Consider the following 24,411-nt stretch of genomic DNA (forward strand, 5'->3'; position numbering starts at 1 on the left):
ATGGGTAACGATCCACGGGGACGGCAGATTAGATAGGCTGCTTATGATACCGGCGCGGAGCAATCTGGGGCGGGAAAAGTAAAACTATTTGCCCGGTGGCCGCTTCAGGATTTGGCCGGGGCAACCAATTGCGTGGTGACCAACGCCGCCAGGGCATTTTCTTCGCTGCCGAAACGGGCAAGCAGGGCGGCTTGTTTCTCGGGAGAGAGCCGGTTCCAGATCTCGATCATTTTCTCGGTGGTGCCGATCAGCACGGCAGCTTGGCTTTCGGAGAATTCGTCGGTCATGGCAGGCTCGGGTTCAGGCAGTGTGGAAAGCGCATGTTAGCGCTTTCCACACGGTCTGTACGACGAGTCTTACTCTTCGTTGTCGGCCGGGCGGCTCTCAACGGCTTCTTTCGGCTCGGGCTGTTGGGCGCCGGCTTGTTGCGTGGTCGTCTGCTCAGGTACGTGCAGGCTTGGGAAGGGGAGATTAGGAATCTCGTGCATGGTTGCGCTCCTCGCTAAGTCTGTTGATAGATCTGGTAGATCCGCGCTTTTACAAAGCCTGCGCAGGATACAGCAGGAAAAATGACAATCAGACTTTTAATTCAAAATAATGCGACAGATGGCCGCAGGGGGAGCCAAACCTGTGGTGATTGGAACGCAGAGCGTCCCGGGCTGCATTCCCACGCGGAGCGTTGGAACGATCAAAAAACAACTGTAGGAGCTGCCGAAGGCTGCGATCTTTTGATCCTGCTTTTAAAAACAAGATCAAAAGATCGCAGCCTTCGGCAGCTCCTACGGGGTGGCGGTATTACTTGCAGACGCTGGCGATGGCATCGGCCAGCAGCGCAAGGCGCGTGGCGTCGATGCCGGCAACGTTGGCCCGGCCCGAGCTGACCATGTACACGCTGTGATGCTCGCGCAGCTGTTTCACTTGCTCCGGCGACAGGCCGGTGTAAGAGAACATGCCGCGCTGCACACCAATGTGCGCAAAGCGCTGGCGCAGACCGTGAGGCTCCAGCGCTTCAACCAGACCGCTGCGCAGTTGCGCAATGCGCAAACGCATGGCTTCCACTTCATCGGCCCAGCGCGCTTTCAGCTCGGGGTCGGCGAGGATGGTTGCGACCACTGCCGCGCCGTGATCCGGTGGTGTCGACCACAGGTTACGGGCGATGTTGGCCAGTTGGCTGCGGATGTCGATGAGCTTGTCGGCGGTTTTCGCGCAGACGATCAGCGCACCGGTGCGGTCGCGGTACAGGCCAAAGTTCTTCGAGCAGGAGCTGGTGATCAGCAGCTCGGGAACTTCGGCGGCGAACAACCGGGTCGACCACGCATCCTGCTCCAGCCCATCGCCAAAGCCCTGGTAGGCAAAGTCGATCAGCGGCAGCAGGTTGCGGCTGCGCACCACGTCGAGCACGCGCTGCCAGTCGTCGTGGCTCAAGTCAAAACCGGTCGGGTTGTGGCAGCACGCGTGCAGCAGCACCACATCGCCGTTCGGCACGTCGTTGAGCACGGCGAGCATGGCGTCGACGTCGAGGCGGTTGTCGCTGCCGACGTACGGGTAGTGACTGACCTTGACCCCGGCGGCGGCGAAAATGGTTTCGTGAATCGGCCAGGTCGGGTTGCTCAGCCACACGCCTTTGCCCGGCAGGCATTGGGCGATGAAGTCGGCAGCCAGACGCAGGGCACCGGTGCCGCCCGGCGTCTGGGTGGCGCCGGCACGTTGTTCGGCGATCAGTTTCGAGTCGGCGCCGAGCACCAACTCGTTGATGACCTTGCCGAACATCGGATTACCGTGGCCACCGATGTAGGTTTTGCTGTCCTGGCTTTCGACGAGGCGCGCTTCGGCGATTTTCACCGCTTCCGGGATCGGCGTCAGGCCTTGGGCATCCTTGTAGACGCCAACGCCCAAGTCGAATTTGCGCGGGTTGGTGTCCTGCGCATACGCCTCCATCAAGCCGAGGATCGGGTCGCCGGGTACCCGGCCGATGGCGTCGAAATGCATTACTTGCGTCCTTCTGCAGCCTTGGCCACTTCGTCAGTGCGCGCGGCCATGATGAAGTCGTTGCGGTGCAGGCCTTTGATCGAGTGGCTCCACCAGGTCACGGTGACTTTGCCCCACTCGGTAAGCAGGCCCGGGTGGTGACCTTCGGCCTCGGAGATCTCGCCAACAGCGTTGGTGAAGGCCAGCGCGTGCTTGAAGTTCTTGAACAGGAAAACTTTTTCCAGCTGCATGATGCCGTCGCGAACTTCGATGTTCCAGTCAGGGATCTGCTTGATCAGGATCGGCAGTTCTTCGTCGCTGACTTGTGGCGCATCGGCGCGGCAGGCTTCGCAGTGGGCTTGGTTCAAAGTGGACATGGTCTGTTCCTGAATTCGATTCTTGTTGGAAATTACTATCTTTGCGCGCAAGTCGCGAGCGGGTTCTGCTCAGGCCGCTTTCGGCTTTGGCGGAAATTTCGGTGCGTGCAGACCCAGCTGCATGCCTTGGCGAACCATGGCCATGATGTCTTCATGGGCCACGTCGAACAGACGCTTGAGGTTCGGCAGGACGAAGTACAGCGGTTGCAGAATGTCGATGCGGTACGGTGTGCGCATCGCTTCGAGCGGATCGAAGATTTGGTGCTCAGGCTCGTCCGACAGCGAATAAACAGTCTCTTTGGGCGAGGACAGAATGCCGCCGCCGTAGATGCGTTTGCCTTGCGGGGTGTCGACCAGGCCGAACTCGATGGTCATCCAGTACAGGCGCGCCAGGTACACGCGCTCTTCCTTGGTCGCTTGCAGGCCGAGCTTGCCGTAGGTGTGGGTGAATTCGGCGAACCACGGATTGGTCAGCAGCGGGCAGTGGCCAAAGATCTCGTGGAAAATATCCGGCTCTTGCAGGTAGTCCAGCTCTTCGCGGGTACGGATAAAGGTTGCGACGGGAAACTGCTTGCTGGCGAGCAATTCAAAAAAGGTCTGGAAGGGAATCAGCGCCGGCACGCGGGCGACCTGCCAACCGGTGGTCTCGCCGAGCACCTTGTTGATCTCGCCCAGTTGCGGAATGCGGTCGTGGGGCAGACCGAGTTTCTCGATACCGTCCAGATACTCCTGGCAGGCACGCCCTTCGATCACTTTCAACTGGCGAGTGATCAGCGTGTTCCACACCGCGTGTTCTTCGGCGGGGTAGTCGATAAAACCTTGCGCATCGGGCTCGCGGGCCACGTATTGCGTCTGCTTCATACTGCTCTCCTGCTAGGGGGATTCGTTCTTGTTATGTCCAGCGATGGATTCAGAATTACCTGAGAGTGTGTTGATGTGCAGTAGGTTGAATGGCCTGCGCGTAGGAAATTTCTCTTTAATTCGTAAAGTTATCGTTACGGTTTGGCGAATATCTCGCGTTTGTGGTGATTGGCGGGTTTGAAAAGGCCGATGTCTGTCACATAATCTTGACAACTATCTGCGCGCCATCTCAGAAAAGTCTGGCGCGGTTTCCCTGTAGGAGTGAGCCTGCTCGCGATAGCGGTGTGTCATTTACCCTTAGTGCGGCCTGATGAACCGCTATCGCGATCAGGCTCACTCCTACAGGTTTCTCATCGTTTATTCGGGCGATTTATATGCGCATCAAAGTCCACTGCCAAAACCGCATCGGCATCCTGCGCGACATTCTCAATCTGCTTGTGGAATACGGGATCAACGTCGCGCGCGGCGAAGTCGGTGGCGAGCATGGCAACGCGATCTACCTGCACTGCCCGAACCTGATCAACATTCAGTTCCAGGCTTTGCGGCCGAAATTCGAGGCGATTGCCGGGGTCTTCGGCGTCAAGCGGGTAGGGCTGATGCCGAGTGAGCGTCGGCATATGGAATTGAACGCCTTGCTCGGTGCGCTGGAGTTTCCGGTGTTGTCGATCGACATGGGCGGCTCGATTGTCGCGGCCAACCGCGCGGCGGCGCAGTTGCTCGGCGTGCGGGTCGACGAGGTGCCGGGGATTCCGCTGTCGCGCTACGCCGAAGATTTCGACTTGCCGGAACTGGTGCGCGCCAACAAATCGCGGATCAACGGCATGCGCGTCAAGGTCAAGGGTGACGTCTTTCTCGCCGACATCGCGCCGCTGCAATCGGAGCACGATGACAGCGAAGCCATGGCCGGCGCCGTGCTGACCCTGCATCGCGCCGACCGCGTCGGCGAGCGCATCTACAACGTGCGCAAGCAGGAGTTGCGCGGCTTCGACAGCATCTTCCAGAGCTCGAAAGTCATGGCTGCTGTCGTCCGTGAAGCGCGCCGCATGGCACCGCTCGACGCGCCGCTATTGATAGAAGGCGAAACCGGCACCGGCAAGGAATTGCTGGCGCGTGCCTGTCACCTCGCCAGTCCGCGCGGACAATCGCCATTGATGGCGCTCAATTGCGCGGGGCTGCCGGAATCGATGGCTGAAACCGAGCTGTTCGGCTATGGCCCCGGTGCCTTTGAAGGTGCGCGCGCCGAAGGCAAGCTCGGCCTGCTGGAGCTGACCGCCGGCGGCACGCTGTTTCTTGATGGCGTCGGTGAAATGAGCCCGCGTTTGCAGGTGAAACTGCTGCGCTTTCTGCAGGACGGTTGCTTCCGTCGGGTCGGCAGTGATGAAGAGGTTTATCTGGATGTGCGGGTGATCTGCGCGACCCAGGTGGATTTGTCCGAGCTGTGCGCACGCGGTGAGTTTCGTCAGGATTTGTATCACCGCTTGAACGTGCTCTCGCTGCATATTCCACCGTTGCGCGAATGCCTCGACGGTTTGACGCCGCTGGTCGAGCACTTCCTCGATCAGGCCAGTCGGCAGATCGGTTGTTCGCTGCCAAAACTGGCACCGGCGGCGATGGACCGGCTCAGTCATTACCACTGGCCGGGCAACGTGCGGCAACTGGAGAACGTGCTGTTCCAGGCCGTTTCGCTGTGTGAGGGTGGCACCGTGAAGGCGGAACATATTCGTCTGCCGGATTATGGCGTGCGTCAGCCGCTTGGCGATTTTTCCCTGGAAGGCGACTTGGCCGAGATCGTTGGTCGCTTCGAGAAAGCGGTGCTGGAGCGTTTGTATTCCGAACACCCGAGCAGTCGGCAGTTAGGCAAGCGGCTGGGGGTTTCGCACACCACAATTGCCAACAAGTTGCGTGAATACGAAGTCGGCAAAACCGAGTGATAGCGCACGGGATGATCATTCCCACGCGGAGCGTGGGAACGATCATTACGATCATTCGCCGGGATTGCCGCCAAGCGGCATAACACCGCCGGTTTTTCGACTTCGATACATTTCCAATCCCTCCGCAAAATCCCCCAAGTCCTTTGTTTACCGGGCCCCGCGCCGCCAGAAAAAAGTTGGTCTGCAAATTGCTTATGGCTCAGCAGTACAGCGGTGGGCGGCAAACGTCCGGCATGCAGAGGAAAGAGTGTGGACAAGTACCTTTATGTGGCAATGACCGGCGCCAGCCAGAACGCACTGGCGCAAAAGGCGCATGCCAACAACCTGGCGAACATCTCCACCAACGGTTTCCAGCGCGACCTGGAACAGGCGCGTTCGATGCCGGTGTTCGGTGACGTCTTTCCGGCGCGTGCGTTTGCCATGAGCGAACGGCCTGCTACCGACTTCACCCCGGGCTCTCTGGTGCAGACCGGTCGTGACCTCGACGTTGCTGTGACCGGCAACGGCTTTATCGCCGTGCAGAATCCCAATGGCGGCGAAAGCTACGTGCGCACCGGCAGCCTCAACATCGACGCCCTCGGCGTCCTGCGCGCCGGCAACGGTATGCCGGTGCTGGGCAATGGCGGGCCGATTGCCGTGCCGCCTGAGCAACAGGTCGAAGTCGGTGAAGACGGCACCATCAGTATTCGTGCGATGGGCGAAGGCCCGCGCGTCATGGCGGAAGTCGACCGGATCAAACTGGTCAACCCGGACATCAAGAACATGAACAAGGGCCTCGACGGCTCGATCTACACCAAGGACGGCCAGCCTGCGCCGGCCGATGCCAACGTCAAACTGGTGTCGGGCTTCCTTGAGTCGAGCAACGTCAACGCCGTGGAAGAAATGACGTCGGTGCTGGCCCTGGCCAAGCAGTTCGAATTGCACGTCAAGATGATGAACACCGCCAAAGACGACGACCAGGCCATGGCTCGGGTCTTGCAGATCAGCTAATTATCAGAACGTCGCGCCGTAAAACAGGCGCACGAGGAGAATCGAATGCTTCCGGCTCTATGGGTTGCCAAAACCGGTCTGTCCGCCCAGGACACCAACCTGACCACCATTTCCAACAACCTGGCGAACGTGTCGACCACGGGTTTCAAACGTGACCGCGCCGAGTTTCAGGACCTGCTGTATCAGATCAAGCGTCAACCTGGCGCTCAGTCGACTCAGGACAGCGAACTGCCGTCGGGTCTGCAACTGGGTACCGGTGTGCGCATCGTCGGCACGCAGAAGAACTTCACCGCCGGCAGCCTGCAAACCACCGAGCAGCCGCTGGACATGGCCATCGACGGTCGCGGTTTCTTCCAGATCCTGCAGCCGGACGGCACCACGTCCTACACCCGTGACGGCACGTTCCACCTCGACTCCAATGGCCAGATCGTCAACGCCAGCGGTTTCGCGCTGGAGCCTGCGATCGTTATCCCGAACAACGCGCAGAGCTTCACTGTCGGCACCGACGGCACCGTGTCCATCACGGTTCCGGGCAACCCTGCCGCGCAGGTGATCGGCAACCTGCAAACCGCCGACTTCATCAACCCGGCCGGTCTGCAAGCAGTAGGCAACAACCTGTTCCTGGAAACCGCCGCTTCCGGCGCGCCGCAAATCGGCACCCCGGGCCTGAACGGTTTCGGCACCACGTTGCAGAACACCCTGGAAGGTTCCAACGTCAGCACCGTTGAAGAGATGGTCAACATGATCACCACTCAGCGCGCTTACGAAATGAACTCTAAGGTGATCTCCACCGCCGACCAGATGCTCTCGTTCGTAACGCAGAATCTGTAATCAAGTCTATGAGGCAGCCATGAGGCTGCCTGCAACACCGTGAGGTAAGGGTCATGAAACGCTTCGTATCTGTTCTGGCATTGGGTGGGGTCGTCTCGCTCGCGGGCTGCGTCGCACCGACGCCCAAGCCCAATGACCCTTACTACGCTCCGGTGTTGCCGCGCACACCGTTGCCGTCGGCGGCCAACAACGGCTCGATCTATCAGGCCGGGTTCGAGCAAAACCTGTACAGCGACCGCAAGGCCTTCCGGGTCGGTGACATCATCACCATCACCCTGAACGAGAAGACCCAGGCGAGCAAGAACGCCAACTCGCAAGTGGCCAAGAACAGCAAGACCGGCATCGGTCTGACCTCGCTGTTCGGCGGTAGCGGCGTGACCAATAATCCGTTGGGTGGCAACGATCTGAGCCTGGACGTCGGCTACAGCGGCGACCGCGCGACCAAGGGCGACAGCAAGGCTGCGCAGGGCAATACCCTGACCGGTTCGGTCACCGTGACCGTGGCTGACGTTTTGCCCAACGGCATCATCGCTGTGCGCGGCGAGAAGTGGATGACCCTCAACACTGGCGATGAGCTGGTGCGCATTGCCGGTCTGGTTCGTGCCGATGACATCGCCACCGACAACACCGTGTCGTCGACCCGCGTCGCCGATGCGCGCATCACCTACTCGGGCACCGGCTCGTTCGCCGATGCGAGTCAGCCAGGCTGGTTCGACCGTTTCTTCCTCAGCCCGCTGTTCCCTTTCTAGGTGGCTACGTTGAACTTCAAGAGCCTCATGCTCGCTGCGGCGATGATGTCCGCAGCCTTTGGTGCACACGCCGAGCGGCTGAAAGACATTGCCAGCATTTCCGGCGTGCGTTCCAACCAGTTGATTGGTTATGGCTTGGTGGTCGGGCTTAACGGCACCGGCGACCAGACCACGCAAACCCCGTTCACCCTGCAAACCTTCAACAACATGCTCTCGCAGTTCGGCATCAAAGTGCCGCCGGGCTCGGGCAACGTGCAGTTGAAGAACGTCGCGGCGGTGTCGGTGAGTGCCGATCTGCCGGCGTTCGCCAAGCCGGGTCAGCAGGTCGACATCACTGTTTCCTCGATCGGTAACTCCAAGAGCCTGCGCGGCGGCACACTGTTGCTGACCCCGCTCAAGGGTATCGACGGCAACGTCTACGCCATCGCTCAGGGCAACCTGGTGGTCGGCGGTTTCGATGCTGAAGGTCGTGACGGCTCGAAGATCACCGTCAACGTTCCGTCGGCCGGTCGCATCCCCGGCGGTGCGTCGGTAGAGCGTTCGGTGCCGAGCGGTTTCAACCAGGGCAATAGCCTGACCCTGAACCTCAACCGCTCCGACTTCACCACCGCCAAGCGCATCGTCGACAAGATCAACGACATGCTCGGCCCTGGCGTTGCACAAGCCATCGATGGCGGCTCGATCCGTGTCACCGCACCGCTCGATCCGAGCCAGCGCGTCGACTATCTGTCGATCCTCGAAAACCTCGAAGTCGACCCGGGTCAGGCGGTGGCGAAAGTCATCATCAACTCGCGCACCGGCACCATCGTCATCGGCCAGAACGTCAAGGTTTCGCCAGCCGCCGTGACCCACGGGAGCCTGACCGTGACCATCACCGAAGACCCGATTGTCAGCCAGCCCGGCCCGTTGTCCAACGGCCAAACGGCTGTGGTGCCTCGCTCGCGCGTCAATGCCGAGCAGGAAGCCAAACCGATGTTCAAGTTCGGCCCGGGCACCACCCTCGACGAGATCGTGCGTGCGGTGAACCAGGTCGGCGCGGCGCCAGGCGACTTGATGGCGATTCTCGAAGCACTGAAGCAGGCCGGCGCGTTGCAAGCCGACCTGATCGTGATCTGAGGACGATCATCATGGATATGCGTAAAGGCAGTCTGGTCAGCAATAGCGATTCGGGTTCCTACTCCGACCTCAATCGCCTGAATCAGCTCAAGGTTGGCGACAAGAACAGCGACGGCAACATGCGCAAAGTAGCGCAGGAATTCGAGTCGCTGTTCATTGGGGAAATGCTCAAGTCGATGCGTTCGGCCACTGAGACCCTCGGTCAGGACAACCCGCTCAACACGCCGGCCGCCAAGCAGTATCAGGAAATGGCTGACCAGCAAATGGCCGTTTCCATGGCCCGCGAGGGCGGTGGTATCGGCCTCGCTGACGTGCTGATGCGTCAGATGTCGAAGAACAAACCGATGGCTCCGGGTGAAGCTGCCGCTGCGTCCGCCGCCAAGCAAGAAGAAGCCAGAGCGAAAGCCGCTGCCGTGGCCACGCCGATTGCCGCCGGCACCACTGCCACCAGCGGTCCGCTGTCGCGGGTCAATGGCGAGCGTCCGCTGTGGGCATCGCGTTCCGGGCGGGTGTCGAACACTGCCGACGTTTCTCACAGCAATGACATGGCGATGATCAACAAGCGTCGCCTGGCCTTGCCGCCGAAACTGGCTGATCGTTTGCTCGCCGGTCTGGTGCCGTCGGCTGCAACGAATGCCACGCCTGCGCCGAATACCTTGTTGCCGCGCGCCACGACCGCTGTCGCGACGGGCTCTGGCCCGCTGTACAACGGCGACTGGCTGGCCCGCGCCGAAAGCGAAAAAGCGGCCGGCGGACAGATGCAGGTATACGGCCGTGCCATGGCGCAAATTCCACTGGCGCCGGCGAAGAAAGCCTTCAGTTCCGCCGACGAATTCGTCAACACCATGCTGCCGATGGCCAAGGAAGCTGCCGACCGTATCGGCGTCGATCCGCGTTATCTGGTAGCGCAGGCGGCACTGGAAACCGGTTGGGGCAAATCGGTCATGCGCGCCCAGGACGGCAGCAGCAGCCACAACCTGTTCGGCATCAAGGCGAGCAGCAACTGGAAGGGCGATTCGGCCCGTGCGATCACCAGCGAGTTCCGCGATGGCGCAATGGTCAAGGAGACGGCCGAGTTCCGTTCCTACGCCTCGTACAAGGACAGCTTCCACGATCTGGTGACTTTGCTGCAGAGCAATAATCGCTATCAAGATGTGCTGAAGTCTGCCGATAACCCAGAACAGTTTGTGCGTGAGTTGCAGAAGGCCGGTTACGCCACCGACCCGAACTACGCGACAAAGATTTCGCAGATAGCCAAGCAGATGAACAGTTTCCAAAACTACGCTGCGGCGGGTGTATCCACCACGCCTTTATAAGGCACAAGGTATAAGGTCTGAACCATGAGTTTGCTCAATATCGGGATGTCGGGACTGTCGGCCAGCCAGTCCTCTTTGGCTACGACAGGCAACAACATTGCCAACGTCGACACCGCCGGTTATTCGCGTCAGCAAACCGTGCAGGGCACCAAGTCCTCGCAGCAGTTCGGCACCGTCTTCATCGGCACGGGCACCACCCTGGCCGACGTGCGTCGGGTCTACAACTCGTACCTGGAAACCCAGTTGCACACCGCGACGTCGCTCGACAGCGAATCGGCCTCGTTCCTGGCACAAGCCACGCCGCTGGACTCGATGCTGTCGGACACCAACACCGGCCTGACCGGCGTGCTGCAAAAATTCTTCACCTCGATGCAGGGTGTTTCGACCTCGGCGACCGATGACACTTCCCGTCAATCGGTACTGACCGGCGCGCAGGCACTGACCAATCGTTTCAACACCATCGCCAAGCAGCTCAACGACCAGAACACCACCATCAACGGCAGCCTCGCCGACATGGCGGCTCAGGTGAACAAGCTGGCCACTTCGATCGCCAACCTGAACCAGAAGATCGGCGAGATCTCCACCAGTGGTGGCGCGCCGAACGATCTGCTCGATTCGCGTAACGAAGCCGTGCGCCAATTGTCCGAGCTGACGGGTGCGCAGGTTGTCGAGCGTGGCACCAGCTTCGACATCTACGTCGGCAGCGGCCAGCCGCTGGTGATCGGCAACACCACCAACACCCTGAGCACCGTGCCGATGAAGGATGACCCTTCGCGCATGGGCATTCAGATGGATCGCGGTTCGAGCACCATCGACATCACCTCGGTGATCAGCGGTGGCGAAATCGGCGGCCTGCTGACCTATCGCAAGGAAGTCCTCGACCCTTCGCTCAACGAGCTGGGCCGTGTCGCCTTGGTGGTCGCTGACCAGATCAACAGCCAGCAAGCCCAGGGCATCGACAAGAACGGTGACTTCGGCGCGGCGATTTTCAACAACATCAACAGTGCCGCGCTGGTCAGTCAGCGCAGCATTGCGAAGGACGGCAACAGCGCCGGTTCAGGCAACCTTGATGTCACCATCAAGGACTCTGGCAAGCTGACCACCAGCGATTATCAGGTCACCTTCACCAGCGCCACCGACTACACCGTCAAGCGTTCCGACGGCACCGACCTGGGTGCGTTCAGCACCACCACCAACCCGCCTCCGGTGATCGACGGCTTCAGCCTCGCCCTCAACGGCGGTGCGTTGAGCGCCGGTGACAGCTTCAAGATCACCCCGACCCGTGGCGCGGCCGCAAGCATCCAGACGGTCCTCACCGACCCGAAGAAAATCGCTGCTGCCGGTCCGTTGACCGGTGTGGCCAGTGCTGCCGGTCTGGGGACTTACACTCAGCCGACGCTGAGCGACACGATCAATATCTACAACCCGACGGCCCAGGCTGACATGCAGGCGGCGCTGAAGAATTCGACGCCGGTCAAACTGGTGTTCGGTGCAGCCAGCGGCGGCAGCCAGTCGTACAACCTGGTCGATGCCAAGGGCGCGACCATCGGCACCGGCACCATCGTGCCCGGCCAGTCGAACACCCTGAACCTGAAAGTCGGCATCGTCGATGCCAGCGGCAACCCGGTGATGGACACGACCGTCACGCCGAACGTGCAGAAGACCTTCACCGTGCAGACCACGGTCGGCGGCACGCCGAAGTCCGGTGAAACCTTCACCATGAACCTCACCGGCGCGGCGTCTTCGGACAACCGCAACGCGCAAGCGCTGGTCGGCCTGCAAACCAAGCAGACCGTCGACACCGGTTCGGCGAGCAAGGGCATCAGCCTGACCGACGCCTATAACAAACTGGTGACCAACGTCGGCACCAAGACTGCCCAAGGCAAGTCCGACAGCGCCGCCACTACAGCGATTCTGGATAACGCCAAGGGCGCCCGCGATTCGCTGTCCGGGGTCAACCTGGATGAAGAAACCGGCAACCTGGTCAAATATCAGCAGTACTACACAGCGTCTTCGCAGATCATCAAAGCTGCGCAGGAAACTTTCGCCACGCTGATCAACAGCCTTTAAGGAGTCGTAATTCATGCGCATTTCCACCGCCCAGTATTACGGCACGCAAGCGTCGGACTATCAGCGTAACTTCAACAAGGCGGTTGCGACCGCCAGCGAGGCGAGCAGCCTGCAGCGCATCACCAATGCGTCCGATGATCCGCTCGGCGCCGGGCGTTTGCTGCAGTTGGGTCAGCAGGCTGCGATGCTTGATCAGTACACCACCAATATCAGCACCACCAAAAGTGCGTTGACCGTTCAGGAATCCACGCTGGATGCGATCACCACGGCGTTGTCGCGTGCCAAGGAACTGTCCCTGGCCGCCAACAACGGCACGATCACCGACAAGGACCGCCAGGCTTACGCCTCGGAACTGGGCGAGATCCAGAAACAAGTGCTGGGCCTGATGAACTCCAAGGATGCCAACGGCAACTATCTGTTCTCCGGTTCGAAAACCGACACGGCTCCGTACTCGCAAAACGGCGACGGCACCTACACCTACAACGGTGATCAGACCACCATCAATCTGGGCATTGGCGATGGCCTGTCGGTCGGCACCAACACCACCGGTTGGGATGCATTCCAGCAGACCATCAACACCGCCCGCACCAACGTTACCCAGACTGCTCCAGCGGTGGATGACGGCCGTGTCGTGCTGTCCAACGGTACGATCGGCACTGAAGCCACCTACAACGCCAAGTTCACCAGCGGCCAGCCGTATACCGTCAGTTTCGTCAGCAGCACGCAGATGCAAATCACTGATGCCCTGGGCAACGACGTGACCGCTGAGGCGAGCAAGAACGGTGTGATCAGCAACACCAGTGGCGCCAACCAGAGCTTCAGCTTCCGTGGCGTCGACATGCAGCTGAACATCAACCTGAAGGCGGGTGACACCAACCCGGACGCAGTCATTGCCGGGCACAGCTTTCAATTGGCGGTGTCACCGGATACGTTCAACACCTCGCGTAACCCGGGCAATACGTCGACGGCGGTGATTACCGGTTCCAGCATCACCGATCAGGCGGCCTACAACGCGGCATTCCCACAGGGCGGGGCGGTCCTCAAATTCACCAGCGCCACTGCGTTCGACCTTTACGCGGCGCCGGTCACCGCAGACAGCAAGCCTGTATCCTCGGGCACTGTGGTCGGTGGCAATGCGACGGCAGCCGGCGTGACATTCGCCCTGGGCAACACTCCGGCCGCCGGCGATCAATTTTCGATTCAGCCGAACAACCACCAGACCCAGAACGTGCTCGACACCCTGGGCCAGATGATCAACGCGCTGAATACGCCAATCGATGGTGATCCGGTCGCCAAACAAAAACTGCAGGGCGCCATGGAAGCCGGTATCGGCAACCTCGACGCCGCGACCAACCAGATTGGCACCGCAGTCACGTCGATCGGCGCCCGTGGCCAGTCGCTGGACATGCAAAGCGTCACCAACGACAGCCTGAGCACCGCCAACACCACGACGCAAGGCTCGATCCGCGATTCGGATCCGGCCGAAGTCATGACCCGCCTGACCTTGCAGCAGACCATGTTGCAGGCTGCGCAATTGGCGTTCAGCAAGATCAGCCAGCTGGGTCTGTTCAACAAGATCTGAGGGTGACGGGCGCGCAAGCGCCCGAAGCTTTGGCTCTTGAGTTTTCAATATCTTTTTTCGCGGTTTCAGAGGGCTCGCAATTCCGGGCGGGTTCCCGCCGCTTGCGAGTCCGCCGTGAATTCACTTCCCCTCGTCAGCCTTGTCATTCCTGCCTTCAACCCGCGCTTCTTCGAGCGGGCATTGCGCAGCGCCGTCAGTCAGGGTTACGGCAATCTTGAAATCATTGTCTGTGATGACAGTCGTGGTGATGAAATTGAAACTATTGTCGCAGCGTTGATCGAGCTGAACGGGGTGGCGGTGCGTTACGTGCGCAACCCGCACACCTTGGGACTGGTCGGCAATCTGCAGGCCTGCCTGGATCAGGCTCAGGGCGAATTCATCAAGTTTTTGTGCGATGACGATCAGCTGTTTACCAGCTGTATCGAGTATCAGGCCAAAGTGCTCGCTGAACGTGACGAGGTCAACCTGGTGCTGGCCCAGCGTTTGTTCTGGGATGCTGACGACATGGTGCTGCCTTCACGGCTGGAAAACACGCCACTGTCTCCGATCAGTGGCCTGTTCAAGGGTGAGGATCTGCTGGCGCTCTTCGAGACGTTCCCGTCGAACCTCCTCGGTGGTTTCAGTAATGCCCTGTTCCGTCGCGCTGACGTTGTCGAGTTACTGCCGGCGCTGACTCAGCCGGACCACTGTTTTGTCGCGAGCCTCGATTTCGCCTTGTTCGTGTGTTTGCTACGACGCGGCAACGTGGTGATCTCCAACCATGTGTTAAGTGTTGAACGTCTGTATCCGGATCGCCTGAGTGGCCAGCAAGTCATGAAGGATGCTTTGGTCGTCGAGCGGCAATGGCTGCTGCAAATGCTCAAGGCGCGTAGCGGAGAGTCGGCGCCTGCAAAAGGGTGGGCGCGTTATGTGCCATTGCCCAATGCTGATGAGTCCCCCCGGGTCTGGATAGAGCTGCCGCTGAGCCGAACGCTCGGTACCAAACAGAGCGCGCAGATCTGGCAAGTGGGTGCTGACAGCCAGAGCTTTTCCGAACTCTATGCGCAATGGCTGGCGTGCCGCAGGCTCAGCGACGTCCAGAGCAGATTGCTGCCGGACACTCTGGCAGGCTGGTCGTCCACGCCGCGAATCGTGCCCATCGTGCTGGATGAGCAGGGCAGTCCTGCGGCGCTGGAGCGGACGCTGGAAAGTCTTGCCGCACAGGTCTATCCACCTGAGTTGACGCTGGTGTTGTCCACTGATTGCACTGAGCCGGTATTGGATGGGCGTGTGTTCCATTTGCCGTTGCAGGACGATTATCTGCAACAGATCAACCAGCTGCTGCCGCAACTGGATGGCGCTGACTGGTTTTATCTGCTGCGCGCGGGTGATCGTCTGGTGCCTCCGGCCCTGCTGATGTTGGCCGAACGCATCGCCTTCAACAGCGCCTTGCACTGTCTGTACAGCGATGAAGGCAGCTTGCGTGCGGGGGAGTCGGCGGAGCCGGCATTCAAGCCCGACTTCAACCTGGACCTGATGCGCTCCTACCCTTATGTCGGTCGCGCGCTGGCGTTCCGGCGCGAGACTTTTCTGGCACTCGGCGGCTTCGATTCGACCTTCACTGAGCTCGCGCCTCACGACATGCTCTGGCGAATGGTTGAAGAGCAGGGCACTCAAGTGGTTGGGCATCTGGCCGAGATTGCTATCGAGTCGTCCTTCGACCTGGCGCAGTGGTTGTCGCTGCCCGCCGTGACGGAACACAACGCGCGATTGCTGTCGGCGCATCTGGATCGTATGGGGATCGCCCACGATCTGCGACGCGGCAGCGTCGAGTTGCTCAATCGGGTCGATTACCGGCATGCCCATCGGCCGTTGGTCTCGATCATCATTTCCACGCGCGACCAGATTGCGGCGTTGCAACGCTGCGTCGAAAGCCTGCTGGAAAAAACCGCGTACAGCGAGTACGAGCTGTTGCTGGTCGACAACGCCAGCGAGACCGCCGAGGCCCGTGCCTGGCTGGACGGTATGGCGCAATTGGGCAGTGAACGCGTACGCGTGCTGACCTACCCGCAACAGGGTAACGTCGCCGCACTGCGCAACTTTGCCGTAGGTCAGGCGAGGGGCGAATACGTCTTGCTGCTCAACCCCTACACCGTGATCACTCAGGGTGACTGGCTCGACGAATTGCTCAATCACGCCCAGCGTCCGGAAGTCGGCATTGTCGGTGCCAAGCTCTTCAATCCTGATGGCTATGTGTTGCATGCGGGGCTGGTGCTGGGTTTGCAGGGGCCGGCCGGCCTGCCGTTCTATGGTCAGGCCATGCAGTCGTCCGGCTACATGTTCCGCTTACAGGTGGTTCAGGATCTGAGCGCCGTCGGCGCCGACTGCCTGATGGTGCGCAAGTCGGTGTTCGATGCGGTTGACGGGCTGGACGAGCAGAGTCTGCCGCGTATGTTGCATGAAGTGGACCTGGCACTACGCGTAGCCCGGCAGGGTTATCTCGTGGTGTGGACTCCTTATGCTGTGCTGGCGCTGGGCGCGCAGCCAGTCGAGGAGGTCATCAACGAAGAAGGCGTCTCGCATAATCAGCAGGAAGAAACGTTCTTCAAGCGCTGGCTGCCGGCCATTGCCCGCGACCCTGCCTACAATCACAATCTTTCGCTGCAAAAGCACACCGGTTCGAGCTTCACGCTCGAGCCAGGGCTGCGCACCGGCTGGAGTCCTTTCAGCAATAGCACCATGCCGAAGATTCTCGGGTTGCCGCTCAACGCCTCCGCGATCGGTCACTATCGTGTCACGCAACCGCTGATCGAGCTCGAAGCGGCAGGGCGGGTGCAGGGACAGATCCGCTACAGCGTGAACCTGCCACCGATTGTTGAAATCGAGCGTCTGTCACCTGATGTAATCGTTCTGCAAGGGCGTTACACCGTGTCGTCGGTCAACGAAATGCCGGTGCTGTGCAGCTACTTCAACGCCCGCAGCATCTACGAGCTTGACGACTACGTCATTGATGTTCCCCATCGCAATGCGCATATCCGCAACATGCCGGACAAGTATGAAATGGAGCGTATTGTTCGCCGTGCGATCGGCATGTGCGACCGCGTCGTGGTCTCGACTCAGCCATTGGCCAACGCCTTGTCGGACATGCATCACGACATCCGTGTGGTGCCGAACATGTTGGCGAAGGAGTTCTGGAGCAACCTGCGCGGCCAGCGCCGGACCTCGAAAAAGCCGCGAGTCGGTTGGGGCGGCGGCACCAGTCACCATGGTGACCTGGCGGTGATCGCTGATGTCGTGCGTGAACTGGCGGATGAAGTTGACTGGGTATTCTTCGGCATGTGCCCGGATGATTTGCGGCCGTACATGCATGAGTTCCATGGTGTGATTGCCCTCGACGCGTACCCGGCGAAACTGGCCAGCCTCAATCTCGACCTGGCCCTTGCACCGCTGGAATTCCACATTTTCAACGACTGCAAAAGCAACCTGCGTCTGCTGGAGTACGGGGCCTGCGGTTACCCGGTAATCTGCACCGACACTGAGGCCTATCGCGGCTACCTGCCGTGTACGCGGGTCAAGACCAACTCCACGGAAGAATGGCTGCAGGCGATCCGCATGCACCTGGCCGACCCGGATGCGAGCTACCGCATGGGCGACCAGTTACGTGAAGTCGTGTTGCGCGACTACATTTTGCGAGGCGACAACCTGCGTTACTGGGAACATGGCTGGCTGGCGGATTGATCTGCCCCTAAGGCTGTAGCGAAAAAGGCGATCTCTCGATCGCCTTTTTTGTGTTTTGGTTTATTCATCCGTCAGGCAAGGATTGCCATGCAGATTGGCAGGTCCCCGGCAGGGCTGATCCGGTTTCAACAACAACGCAAGGAAGACGTAAATGACAGTGGTGAATGGAACGAGTGAGGCGGATGCCCTGTTGGGCACTGAGGGCAATGACCAACTCTATGGACTGGAGGCGGATGATCTACTGTACGGCAGCGACGGCTCGGATGTGCTGGATGGCGGCGAGGGTTTTGATACCGCCGACTACCGCATGCTGACCTCGGGAGTGAGTGTCGAGATCGGCAAAGACTCATCGATGGTGGCCGGAGGCGACGGTAAGCGCGATACCTTGCTCAATGTCGAGAAAGTCATCGGCACTTGGCACAACGATACTTTCAGCAGTGACGTCGCCGGTGTGACGCTCGACGGCAGCGACGGTGATGATGTCTATATCGTCAACAGCGCCGATGTAAGCATTATCGAAGAAAGCTACGGTGGCTACGACGAGCTGCGCACCAGCCTGAACACCATCAAGATGGACGCCTGGGTCGAAAAACTGACCTTTACCGGCACTGGTGACTTTCACGCTTACGGCAGTGACACCGATAACGAAATCATCGCTGGCGCCGGTAACGACTGGCTGTGGGGCGGCGATGGCGCCGACCACTTCGCCGGTGGTGACGGTTACGACACGGTCAGCTACAGCGACAGTCTTGAGGGGGTGAGGGTCAATGACAACTCCAACTTCGACGGGCTGACCATTGCCTACGGCGACACCTTCACCGGAATCGAAGCCATTGAGGGCTCAGGTTTCGATGATCTGATCTACCTCAATCAACCTGCCGAACAGGCGATGGTCATTGATGGTGCCGGTGGCTATGACACGGTGAGTTATCAGAATTCGTTCGATTCAGTAACCGTTGATGTCGGCGCTGGCTCGAGTCTGCTGAATGTGGAAAAAGTAATCGGCTCGTCTGGCGCCGATCATTTCACCGCCAACTCGGGCGACCTGACGTTGGCTGGTGGCATGGGCGATGATGTCTACACCATCAATGGCGCGGGTGTAACCCTCGAGGAGATCGAGGGTTACATGGGCGGCACCGATCAGGTCTACACCAACCTGTCGGAGATGCGTCTGGGCGCTTACGTTGAAAACCTCACTTACACCGGCACCGGCGACTTCATCGGCTACGGCAATGATGAGAGCAACATCATCGTTTCCGGTGCCGGCAATGATGTGTTGTCCGGTGGCGCGGGATGGGATGTGTTGAATGGCGGTGCCGGTATCGACATCGTCAGCTACGCGGACAGCAAGGAAGGCCTGACGGCCACTCTCAACTGGGGGCCTCGCAGCGGCGATGCGCTCTACCACACCTACATTGATATCGAAGGCCTGCGCGGCAGCCAGTTCGGTGATCAGTTGTACGGCGATTCGGGCGATAACATTCTCGAGGGTGGGGCTGGCTTCGACATGATTTACGGGGGGGAAGGCAACGACCACATTTATGGTGGGCTGGCGTCCGGACTCGATACGCAAGGCTACAACGCTGACTGGCTGTCGGGCGGTGCGGGTGACGACGTCATCGTCAGCGATGCCTTTGATACGACCAGTTCCGCCAGCGGTGACGAAGGCAACGACACCATCACCATGGTCGGCGGTCAGGCCCGGGGCGGCGAGGGTAACGACATCCTCACCGGCACGGGGCGCAACTTCATGTTGTTCGGTGACGAGGGCAACGATCTGTTGATCCTCAATCTTGCCGGCCAGTCGACCTCTGGCGGCAGTGCCTATGGCGGTCAGGGCGATGACACCTATGTGGTCAACACTAGCGGGCTGGTGACGATTCAGGATGAGGGCTGGGATCTGAACGACACCCTGATCCTCAACACGATTGCCAACGCCAGTCAGTTGAACGTCAGCCGCATCGGTAACGATGCCTATCTGCACAGCGCCAACGACGGCACGAGTGATGTGCCGAATAATGGCGTGAAACTGGCGGGTTGGTATGCCGGCTTCAACAACATCGAGCATATCCAGACTGCTGACGGTCAGGTCTACGATCTGCCCACCAGTGGCGATGCGTTCGCCATGTTCGGCTAATCGCTCAACCTGTTGACGCCGCTCAAGGAAAGGGCTGAATCCAATGCTGGGTTCAGCCCTTTTTTCATGCCTTGTCGCACGGCCGACGCGGGGCCCATGGAGCTGGCGCGTTTCCTGCAAGTCCCCCTCAAATCGCCATAAAACGAGCGCTCGCGGTCACCGCACCGGCGCCCGTCACGGCAAACGGTTGAGCCAGATGGCCCGCGCAGCTGAAAAACCGCGCGCGGCCCGGTGACGTACGAGAGGGGAGACGATGAAGGCAGTAATTTTGGCGGGTGGCCTCGGCACGCGCATCAGTGAAGAGTCGCACCTCAAGCCCAAACCGATGATCGAGATCGGCGGCAAGCCAATTCTCTGGCACATCATGAAGCAGTATTCCGCCCACGGAATCCACGACTTCGTGATTTGCCTCGGCTACAAGGGCTACGCGATCAAGGACTTCTTCGCCAACTATTTCCTGCACACCTCCGACGTCACCTTCAACATGCGTGAAAACCGCATGGACGTGCACCAGAACTACAGCGAACCGTGGAGCGTCACGCTCATCGACACCGGCGAGGAAACCATGACCGGTGGCCGTCTGCTGCGTGCCAGCCGTTACCTCAAGGATGAAGAGGCGTTCTGCTTCACCTACGGCGACGGTGTTTCCGACCTGAACATCAGTGACCTGGTGAAATTCCATCAGTCCCATGGCCGTCTCGCGACAGTGACCGCCGTCCAGCCGCCGGGCCGTTACGGCGCTTTGCAACGCCATGGCGATCAGGTGCTTGGCTTCACGGAAAAACCGCGTGGCGATGGTGGCTGGATCAACGGTGGTTTCTTCGTGTTGTCGCCAAAAGTCCTGTCTTACATAGCCGGCGACGAAACCACTTGGGAAGCAGAGCCACTGGCGCGCTTGGCCAGTGAAGAGCAGTTGCACGCTTTTGAGCACGATGGTTTCTGGCAACCCATGGACACCCTGCGCGACAAGAACCACCTCGAAGCGCTGTGGCACAGCGGGGAGGCCCCATGGAAGCAATGGGCCTGAGTGCGGATTTCTGGCGCGGTAAACGCGTTCTTATCACCGGTCACACCGGTTTCAAGGGCAGTTGGCTGACCCTGTGGCTGCAAAGCCTCGGCGCGCAAGTCAGCGGTTTTTCCCTCGATCCGTCGACCGAGCCGAGCCTGTTCGAACTGGCGCGGGTGCACGAAGGCATCAACGATCAGCGCGGTGATTTGCGTGATCTCGGCGCCTTGCTGGAAATCATTGCCGACACCGAGCCGGAGATCGTTCTGCACCTGGCCGCGCAGCCACTGGTGCGCGAAGGCTATCGCGATCCGCTGGGCACTTATTCCAGCAACGTCATGGGCACGCTGAACCTGCTCGAAGCGATTCGTCAGGTCGGTTGCGTACGTGCCTGTGTGCTGGTCACCACCGACAAGGTTTACGCCAACAAGGAATGGCTGTGGCCGTACCGCGAAGACGAAGCCCTCGGTGGCCACGATCCTTACAGCAGCAGCAAGGCCTGCTGTGAACTGCTCGCACAGTCTTATGCAGCGTCATTCTTCCCGGCGGACAAGCACGCCGAACACGGTTTGGCCCTGGCCACGGCGCGTGCCGGCAATGTCTTGGGCGGCGGTGATTTTGCCCCTGAGCGACTGATTCCCGACGTACTGAAAGCGTGGACGGCGGACGAGCCGGTGACCCTGCGTTATCCGCAAGCCGTGCGCCCGTGGCAGCATGCGCTGGAGCCGCTGGCCGGTTACCTGCAACTGGCCGCCGGCCTCTACGAACAAGGCCCGGAATACGCCGGTGCTTGGAACTTCGGCCCGGGCGAAGCGGACATGTGCAGCGTCGGCGAAGTGGTCGAATTGCTCGCCAGTCGCTGGCCGCAGGCGCGTGGTTTGCGCATCGAAAAAAGCGAACTGCACGAAGCCGGCCTCTTGCGTCTGGACAGCAGTCGCGCGCGGCAACTGCTGGGCTGGCAACCGCGCTGGACCTTGCAGCAATGCCTGGCCCAGACCCTCGACTGGCACTTGGCCTGGCAGAACGGCGATGACATGCGCAGCGTCACCCTCGGTCAATTGGACCTGTACCGAGGCGTGCTGTGAGCGAATTTTCTCTGAAGGCTTTGCCGCTGGCCGGATTGTTCAGCGTCCAGCACAAACGTTTCGAAGACCAGCGCGGGCACTTCGCCCGGCTGTTCTGCGAGGGCAGCCTGAGTGCGTTCGGCAGCGAATTCCATATCCGCCAGATCAATCATTCCTGCACCCGCGAGAAGGGCAGTGTGCGCGGTCTGCACTATCAGAATGCCAACGCCCCGGAAGCCAAACTGATCACCTGTCTGCGCGGTGAAGTGTGGGACGTGGCGGTGGATCTTCGTCCTGAATCCGAAACATTTCTGCACTGGCACGCCGAGCACCTGAAGGCCGGCGACGGTCGCAGTCTGCTGATTCCGGCCGGGTTCGCCCACGGTTTCCAGACCCTCACCGAAGACGCCGAGTTGCTCTACCTGCACAGCGCCGATTACGCGCCGGAGCACGAGGGCGGCTTGTCGGTGAACGATCCACGGCTGGCGATTGCCTGGCCGTTGCCTGTCAATAATTTGTCAGCGCGTGATTCCAGCCATCCCGCGCTCGATCAACACTTTGCTGGAGTGCGTCTATGAACTGCCGTGGGTGCGCCGCACCGCTGAGCCTGCCGCTGATCGATCTCGGCACCTCGCCACCGTCCAACGCCTACGTGCACGCCGATCGCCTCGAACAGGCCGAGCAATGGGTGCCGCTCAAGGTCGCCGTATGTCAGCAATGCTGGCTGGTCCAGACCGAGGATTACACCAGCGCCGACAGTCTGTTTGACGCCGAGTACGCCTACTTCAGTTCGTTCTCCAGCACCTGGCTGGCCCATGCCGAGCGCTATGTCGCCGAGATGGTCGAGCGCTTTGGCCTGACTGCCGAGAGCCGCGTGGTGGAAGTCGCCGCCAACGACGGTTATCTGCTGCAATACGTGGCCGCTCGTGGCATCTCGTGCCTGGGCGTCGAGCCGACCCGCAGCACCGCACAAGCCGCTCGCGAGAAGGGCCTGGAAATTCGCGAACTGTTCTTCGGTCGCGACACCGCTGCACAGCTGAACAGCGAAGGCTGGGGCGCCGATCTGATGGCGGCTAACAACGTGCTCGCCCATGTGCCGGACATCAATGATTTCCTCGGTGGTTTCGCCGCGCTACTCAAACCGACCGGCGTGGCGACGTTCGAATTCCCGCAGCTGCTGACGCTGATGGCCGGCGCGCAGTTCGACACGCTGTATCACGAACACTATTCCTACCTGTCACTGACCGCCGTGCAGACGCTGTGCGAGCGCAATGGCCTGGAAGTGTTCGACGTCAGCCAACTGACCACCCACGGCGGTTCGTTACGCGTGTTCGTTCAGCGCAAGGACGGCGAGCGCCGCCCGGTTCAACCAGCGGTGCAGCAACAGTTGCAAGCCGAACTCGATGCCGGGGTGAAAACTGCCGAGTACTACGCGACCCTCGCGCCCGCCGCTGAACGCATCAAGCATGAACTGCTGCGCTTCCTGTTACAGGCCAAGGCTGACGGCAAACGTGTGGTCGGCTATGGCGCGGCAGCCAAGGGCAACACCTTGCTCAACTACGCCGGGGTCAAACCGGACCTGCTGGCTTGGGTGGCTGATGCCAACCCGCACAAGCAGGGCAAGTTCCTGCCGGGCAGCCGCATTCCGATTGTCGCGCCGGCGCAGATCGATCTCGAAAAACCGGATTACGTACTGGTGCTGCCCTGGAACCTGCTACACGAAGTCAGTCAGCAACTGGCGCAAGTGCGTCAGCGGGACGGCCGCTTCGTGATCGCCGTGCCTGAGTTGAAAGTGCTGTGAAGGTTCTGATCACTGGCGCTACCGGTTTTGTTGGCCGGCATCTGGTTGCCGCCTTGCTGGCGCGTGGCTGCGAAATACGCGCCGTGGCGCGTAACGCAGAAACGGCGCAAGGCATGCCGTGGATCAACGACGTCGAGTTCGTCAGCGCCGATATTCACGCGCCCGATCTGGATGTCGCTGCGCTGGTAGAAGGCATTGATGCGCTGGCGCATCTGGCCTGGCCGGGCTTGCCGAACTATCGCGCGCTGTTCCATTTCGAGCACAACCTGATGGCGGATTACCGCTTCATCAAAAGCGCGGTCGAGGCGGGCGTGCAGCAGGTGCTGGTCACCGGAACCTGTTTCGAATACGGCATGCAAAGCGGCCCGCTCAGCGAAAGCACCGAGCCACAGCCGAGCAATCCTTACGGTCTGGCCAAACACACGCTGCACCTGTTTTTGCAAAATCTGCAGCAGGAACAGCCGTTCACCTTGCAGTGGGCGCGTTTGTTTTATCTGCATGGTGAAGGACAGAACCCCAACAGTTTGCTGGCGGCACTGGATCGTGCAATCGATGCCGGTGAGTCCACGTTCAACATGTCGGCCGGCGAGCAGTTGCGTGATTTTCTGGCCATGGAAACGGCTGCCGAGTACCTCGCCGCGATCGTGCAAAAAAGCGACTTCAACGGCGTGATCAATTGCGCCAGCGGCCAGCCGATTTCAGTCAGGGCACTGGTCGAACAACGCCTGCGCGAGCGCGGCGCTTCGATCGATTTGCATCTGGGGCATTACCCCTACCCGACACACGAGCCGTTGGCGTTCTGGGCAGTGGTCGACCGATTACAACAGTTACTCGAGGCGCAGCGCACCCGCTGATGCACCTCCAGGCGTGACTATCAAATGACTTTTCAGTGAGA

20 protein-coding genes are annotated in these 24,411 nt (G+C 60.3%); 15 read left to right on the plus strand and 5 right to left on the minus strand.

The window, feature by feature from the left end; translation table 11 throughout:
* Positions 1 to 104: 104 nt before the first annotated feature.
* The 5 genes from AC3Y64_RS07555 to phhA all read right to left on the minus strand — a co-directional run bounded on the left by AC3Y64_RS07555 (position 105) and on the right by phhA (position 3,206).
* Positions 105 to 287 carry a hypothetical protein gene (locus AC3Y64_RS07555; RefSeq protein WP_158954911.1) on the minus strand — a complete coding sequence of 61 codons (183 nt, stop codon included), beginning with the start codon at positions 285 to 287 and terminating at the stop codon, positions 105 to 107.
* A 69-nt stretch (positions 288 to 356) separates the two neighbouring features.
* Entirely contained in the window at positions 357 to 488 is a 132-nt protein-coding gene (locus tag AC3Y64_RS07560; RefSeq protein WP_008088845.1) for a hypothetical protein, read from the minus strand.
* A gap of 307 nt (positions 489 to 795) precedes the next feature.
* Complete coding sequence (locus AC3Y64_RS07565; RefSeq protein ID WP_489986996.1) at positions 796 to 1,989, minus strand: amino acid aminotransferase; 1,194 nt, start codon at positions 1,987 to 1,989, stop codon at positions 796 to 798.
* Positions 1,989 to 2,345 carry a 4a-hydroxytetrahydrobiopterin dehydratase gene (locus AC3Y64_RS07570; RefSeq protein WP_489986997.1) on the minus strand — a complete coding sequence of 119 codons (357 nt, stop codon included), beginning with the start codon at positions 2,343 to 2,345 and terminating at the stop codon, positions 1,989 to 1,991. The genes AC3Y64_RS07565 and AC3Y64_RS07570 overlap by 1 nt, the downstream gene beginning before the upstream one ends.
* A 69-nt stretch (positions 2,346 to 2,414) precedes the next feature.
* Positions 2,415 to 3,206: a phenylalanine 4-monooxygenase gene (phhA, locus tag AC3Y64_RS07575; RefSeq protein WP_489986998.1), complete on the minus strand. Its 792-nt coding sequence runs from the start codon at positions 3,204 to 3,206 to the stop codon at positions 2,415 to 2,417.
* A gap of 374 nt (positions 3,207 to 3,580) precedes the next feature.
* On the opposite strand from phhA, the gene AC3Y64_RS07580 reads away from it, so the two are divergent.
* The 15 genes from AC3Y64_RS07580 (at position 3,581) to AC3Y64_RS07650 (ending at position 24,370) form a co-directional block, all read left to right on the plus strand.
* Positions 3,581 to 5,137, plus strand: coding sequence for a sigma-54-dependent transcriptional regulator (locus AC3Y64_RS07580; RefSeq protein ID WP_489986999.1), 1,557 nt, complete (start codon positions 3,581 to 3,583; stop codon positions 5,135 to 5,137).
* A 249-nt stretch (positions 5,138 to 5,386) separates the two neighbouring features.
* The gene (locus AC3Y64_RS07585) at positions 5,387 to 6,127 is read left to right on the plus strand and encodes a flagellar basal body rod protein FlgF (protein ID WP_489987000.1); all 741 of its coding nucleotides are present in this window, start codon (positions 5,387 to 5,389) and stop codon (positions 6,125 to 6,127) included.
* A 45-nt stretch (positions 6,128 to 6,172) separates the two neighbouring features.
* On the plus strand, positions 6,173 to 6,958 hold the full coding sequence (gene flgG / locus AC3Y64_RS07590) for a flagellar basal-body rod protein FlgG (protein WP_003222804.1): 786 nt from the start codon (positions 6,173 to 6,175) through the stop codon (positions 6,956 to 6,958).
* Positions 6,959 to 7,011: 53 nt separating this feature from the next.
* Positions 7,012 to 7,707 (plus strand): flagellar basal body L-ring protein FlgH, encoded by a 696-nt coding sequence (gene flgH / locus AC3Y64_RS07595; RefSeq protein ID WP_489987001.1) that lies wholly within the window; start codon positions 7,012 to 7,014, stop codon positions 7,705 to 7,707.
* 27 nt (positions 7,708 to 7,734) lie between these two features.
* Positions 7,735 to 8,823, plus strand: a complete 1,089-nt coding sequence (locus AC3Y64_RS07600; protein WP_164747921.1) for a flagellar basal body P-ring protein FlgI — start codon at positions 7,735 to 7,737, stop codon at positions 8,821 to 8,823.
* Positions 8,824 to 8,834: 11 nt separating this feature from the next.
* A complete protein-coding gene (gene flgJ, locus AC3Y64_RS07605; protein ID WP_489987002.1) occupies positions 8,835 to 10,139 on the plus strand; it encodes a flagellar assembly peptidoglycan hydrolase FlgJ in 1,305 nt (434 codons plus the stop codon).
* 24 nt (positions 10,140 to 10,163) lie between these two features.
* The gene (flgK, locus tag AC3Y64_RS07610) at positions 10,164 to 12,209 is read left to right on the plus strand and encodes a flagellar hook-associated protein FlgK (RefSeq protein ID WP_489987003.1); all 2,046 of its coding nucleotides are present in this window, start codon (positions 10,164 to 10,166) and stop codon (positions 12,207 to 12,209) included.
* A gap of 13 nt (positions 12,210 to 12,222) precedes the next feature.
* Positions 12,223 to 13,791, plus strand: coding sequence for a flagellar hook-associated protein 3 (locus AC3Y64_RS07615; RefSeq protein WP_489987004.1), 1,569 nt, complete (start codon positions 12,223 to 12,225; stop codon positions 13,789 to 13,791).
* 114 nt (positions 13,792 to 13,905) lie between these two features.
* A complete protein-coding gene (locus AC3Y64_RS07620; RefSeq protein ID WP_489987005.1) occupies positions 13,906 to 17,508 on the plus strand; it encodes a glycosyltransferase in 3,603 nt (1,200 codons plus the stop codon).
* Between the two features lie 151 nt (positions 17,509 to 17,659).
* Positions 17,660 to 19,645 (plus strand): calcium-binding protein, encoded by a 1,986-nt coding sequence (locus AC3Y64_RS07625; protein WP_489987006.1) that lies wholly within the window; start codon positions 17,660 to 17,662, stop codon positions 19,643 to 19,645.
* Positions 19,646 to 19,898: 253 nt separating this feature from the next.
* Positions 19,899 to 20,672, plus strand: coding sequence for a glucose-1-phosphate cytidylyltransferase (rfbF, locus tag AC3Y64_RS07630; RefSeq protein ID WP_489987007.1), 774 nt, complete (start codon positions 19,899 to 19,901; stop codon positions 20,670 to 20,672).
* A complete protein-coding gene (rfbG, locus tag AC3Y64_RS07635) occupies positions 20,654 to 21,736 on the plus strand; it encodes a CDP-glucose 4,6-dehydratase (RefSeq protein ID WP_489987008.1) in 1,083 nt (360 codons plus the stop codon). The genes rfbF and rfbG overlap by 19 nt, the downstream gene beginning before the upstream one ends.
* Positions 21,733 to 22,293: a dTDP-4-dehydrorhamnose 3,5-epimerase family protein gene (locus tag AC3Y64_RS07640; RefSeq protein ID WP_489987009.1), complete on the plus strand. Its 561-nt coding sequence runs from the start codon at positions 21,733 to 21,735 to the stop codon at positions 22,291 to 22,293. Before rfbG ends, AC3Y64_RS07640 begins: the two co-directional genes overlap by 4 nt.
* Positions 22,290 to 23,516, plus strand: coding sequence for a methyltransferase domain-containing protein (locus tag AC3Y64_RS07645; RefSeq protein ID WP_489987010.1), 1,227 nt, complete (start codon positions 22,290 to 22,292; stop codon positions 23,514 to 23,516). Before AC3Y64_RS07640 ends, AC3Y64_RS07645 begins: the two co-directional genes overlap by 4 nt.
* Positions 23,513 to 24,370 carry an NAD-dependent epimerase/dehydratase family protein gene (locus tag AC3Y64_RS07650; RefSeq protein WP_489987011.1) on the plus strand — a complete coding sequence of 286 codons (858 nt, stop codon included), beginning with the start codon at positions 23,513 to 23,515 and terminating at the stop codon, positions 24,368 to 24,370. The genes AC3Y64_RS07645 and AC3Y64_RS07650 overlap by 4 nt, the downstream gene beginning before the upstream one ends.
* Positions 24,371 to 24,411: the final 41 nt, after the last annotated feature.

Source organism: Pseudomonas sp. 4CAES_32.4 (assembly GCF_058136335.1).

Excerpts from the sequence above, each read along its gene's own strand:
- AC3Y64_RS07600 (WP_164747921.1), top strand. The coding sequence starts at position 7,735 with ATGCTCGCTGCGGCGATGATGTCCGCAGCCTTTGGTGCACACGCCGAG.
- flgK (WP_489987003.1), top strand. The coding sequence starts at position 10,164 with ATGAGTTTGCTCAATATCGGGATGTCGGGACTGTCGGCCAGCCAGTCC.
- rfbG (WP_489987008.1), top strand. The coding sequence starts at position 20,654 with ATGGAAGCAATGGGCCTGAGTGCGGATTTCTGGCGCGGTAAACGCGTT.
- AC3Y64_RS07570 (WP_489986997.1), bottom strand. The coding sequence starts at position 2,345 with ATGTCCACTTTGAACCAAGCCCACTGCGAAGCCTGCCGCGCCGATGCG.
- flgJ (WP_489987002.1), top strand. The coding sequence starts at position 8,835 with ATGGATATGCGTAAAGGCAGTCTGGTCAGCAATAGCGATTCGGGTTCC.
- flgH (WP_489987001.1), top strand. The coding sequence starts at position 7,012 with ATGAAACGCTTCGTATCTGTTCTGGCATTGGGTGGGGTCGTCTCGCTC.
- rfbF (WP_489987007.1), top strand. The coding sequence starts at position 19,899 with ATGAAGGCAGTAATTTTGGCGGGTGGCCTCGGCACGCGCATCAGTGAA.
- AC3Y64_RS07580 (WP_489986999.1), top strand. The coding sequence starts at position 3,581 with ATGCGCATCAAAGTCCACTGCCAAAACCGCATCGGCATCCTGCGCGAC.
- flgG (WP_003222804.1), top strand. The coding sequence starts at position 6,173 with ATGCTTCCGGCTCTATGGGTTGCCAAAACCGGTCTGTCCGCCCAGGAC.
- phhA (WP_489986998.1), bottom strand. The coding sequence starts at position 3,206 with ATGAAGCAGACGCAATACGTGGCCCGCGAGCCCGATGCGCAAGGTTTT.
- AC3Y64_RS07625 (WP_489987006.1), top strand. The coding sequence starts at position 17,660 with ATGACAGTGGTGAATGGAACGAGTGAGGCGGATGCCCTGTTGGGCACT.
- AC3Y64_RS07645 (WP_489987010.1), top strand. The coding sequence starts at position 22,290 with ATGAACTGCCGTGGGTGCGCCGCACCGCTGAGCCTGCCGCTGATCGAT.
- AC3Y64_RS07555 (WP_158954911.1), bottom strand. The coding sequence starts at position 287 with ATGACCGACGAATTCTCCGAAAGCCAAGCTGCCGTGCTGATCGGCACC.
- AC3Y64_RS07565 (WP_489986996.1), bottom strand. The coding sequence starts at position 1,989 with ATGCATTTCGACGCCATCGGCCGGGTACCCGGCGACCCGATCCTCGGC.
- AC3Y64_RS07615 (WP_489987004.1), top strand. The coding sequence starts at position 12,223 with ATGCGCATTTCCACCGCCCAGTATTACGGCACGCAAGCGTCGGACTAT.
- AC3Y64_RS07560 (WP_008088845.1), bottom strand. The coding sequence starts at position 488 with ATGCACGAGATTCCTAATCTCCCCTTCCCAAGCCTGCACGTACCTGAG.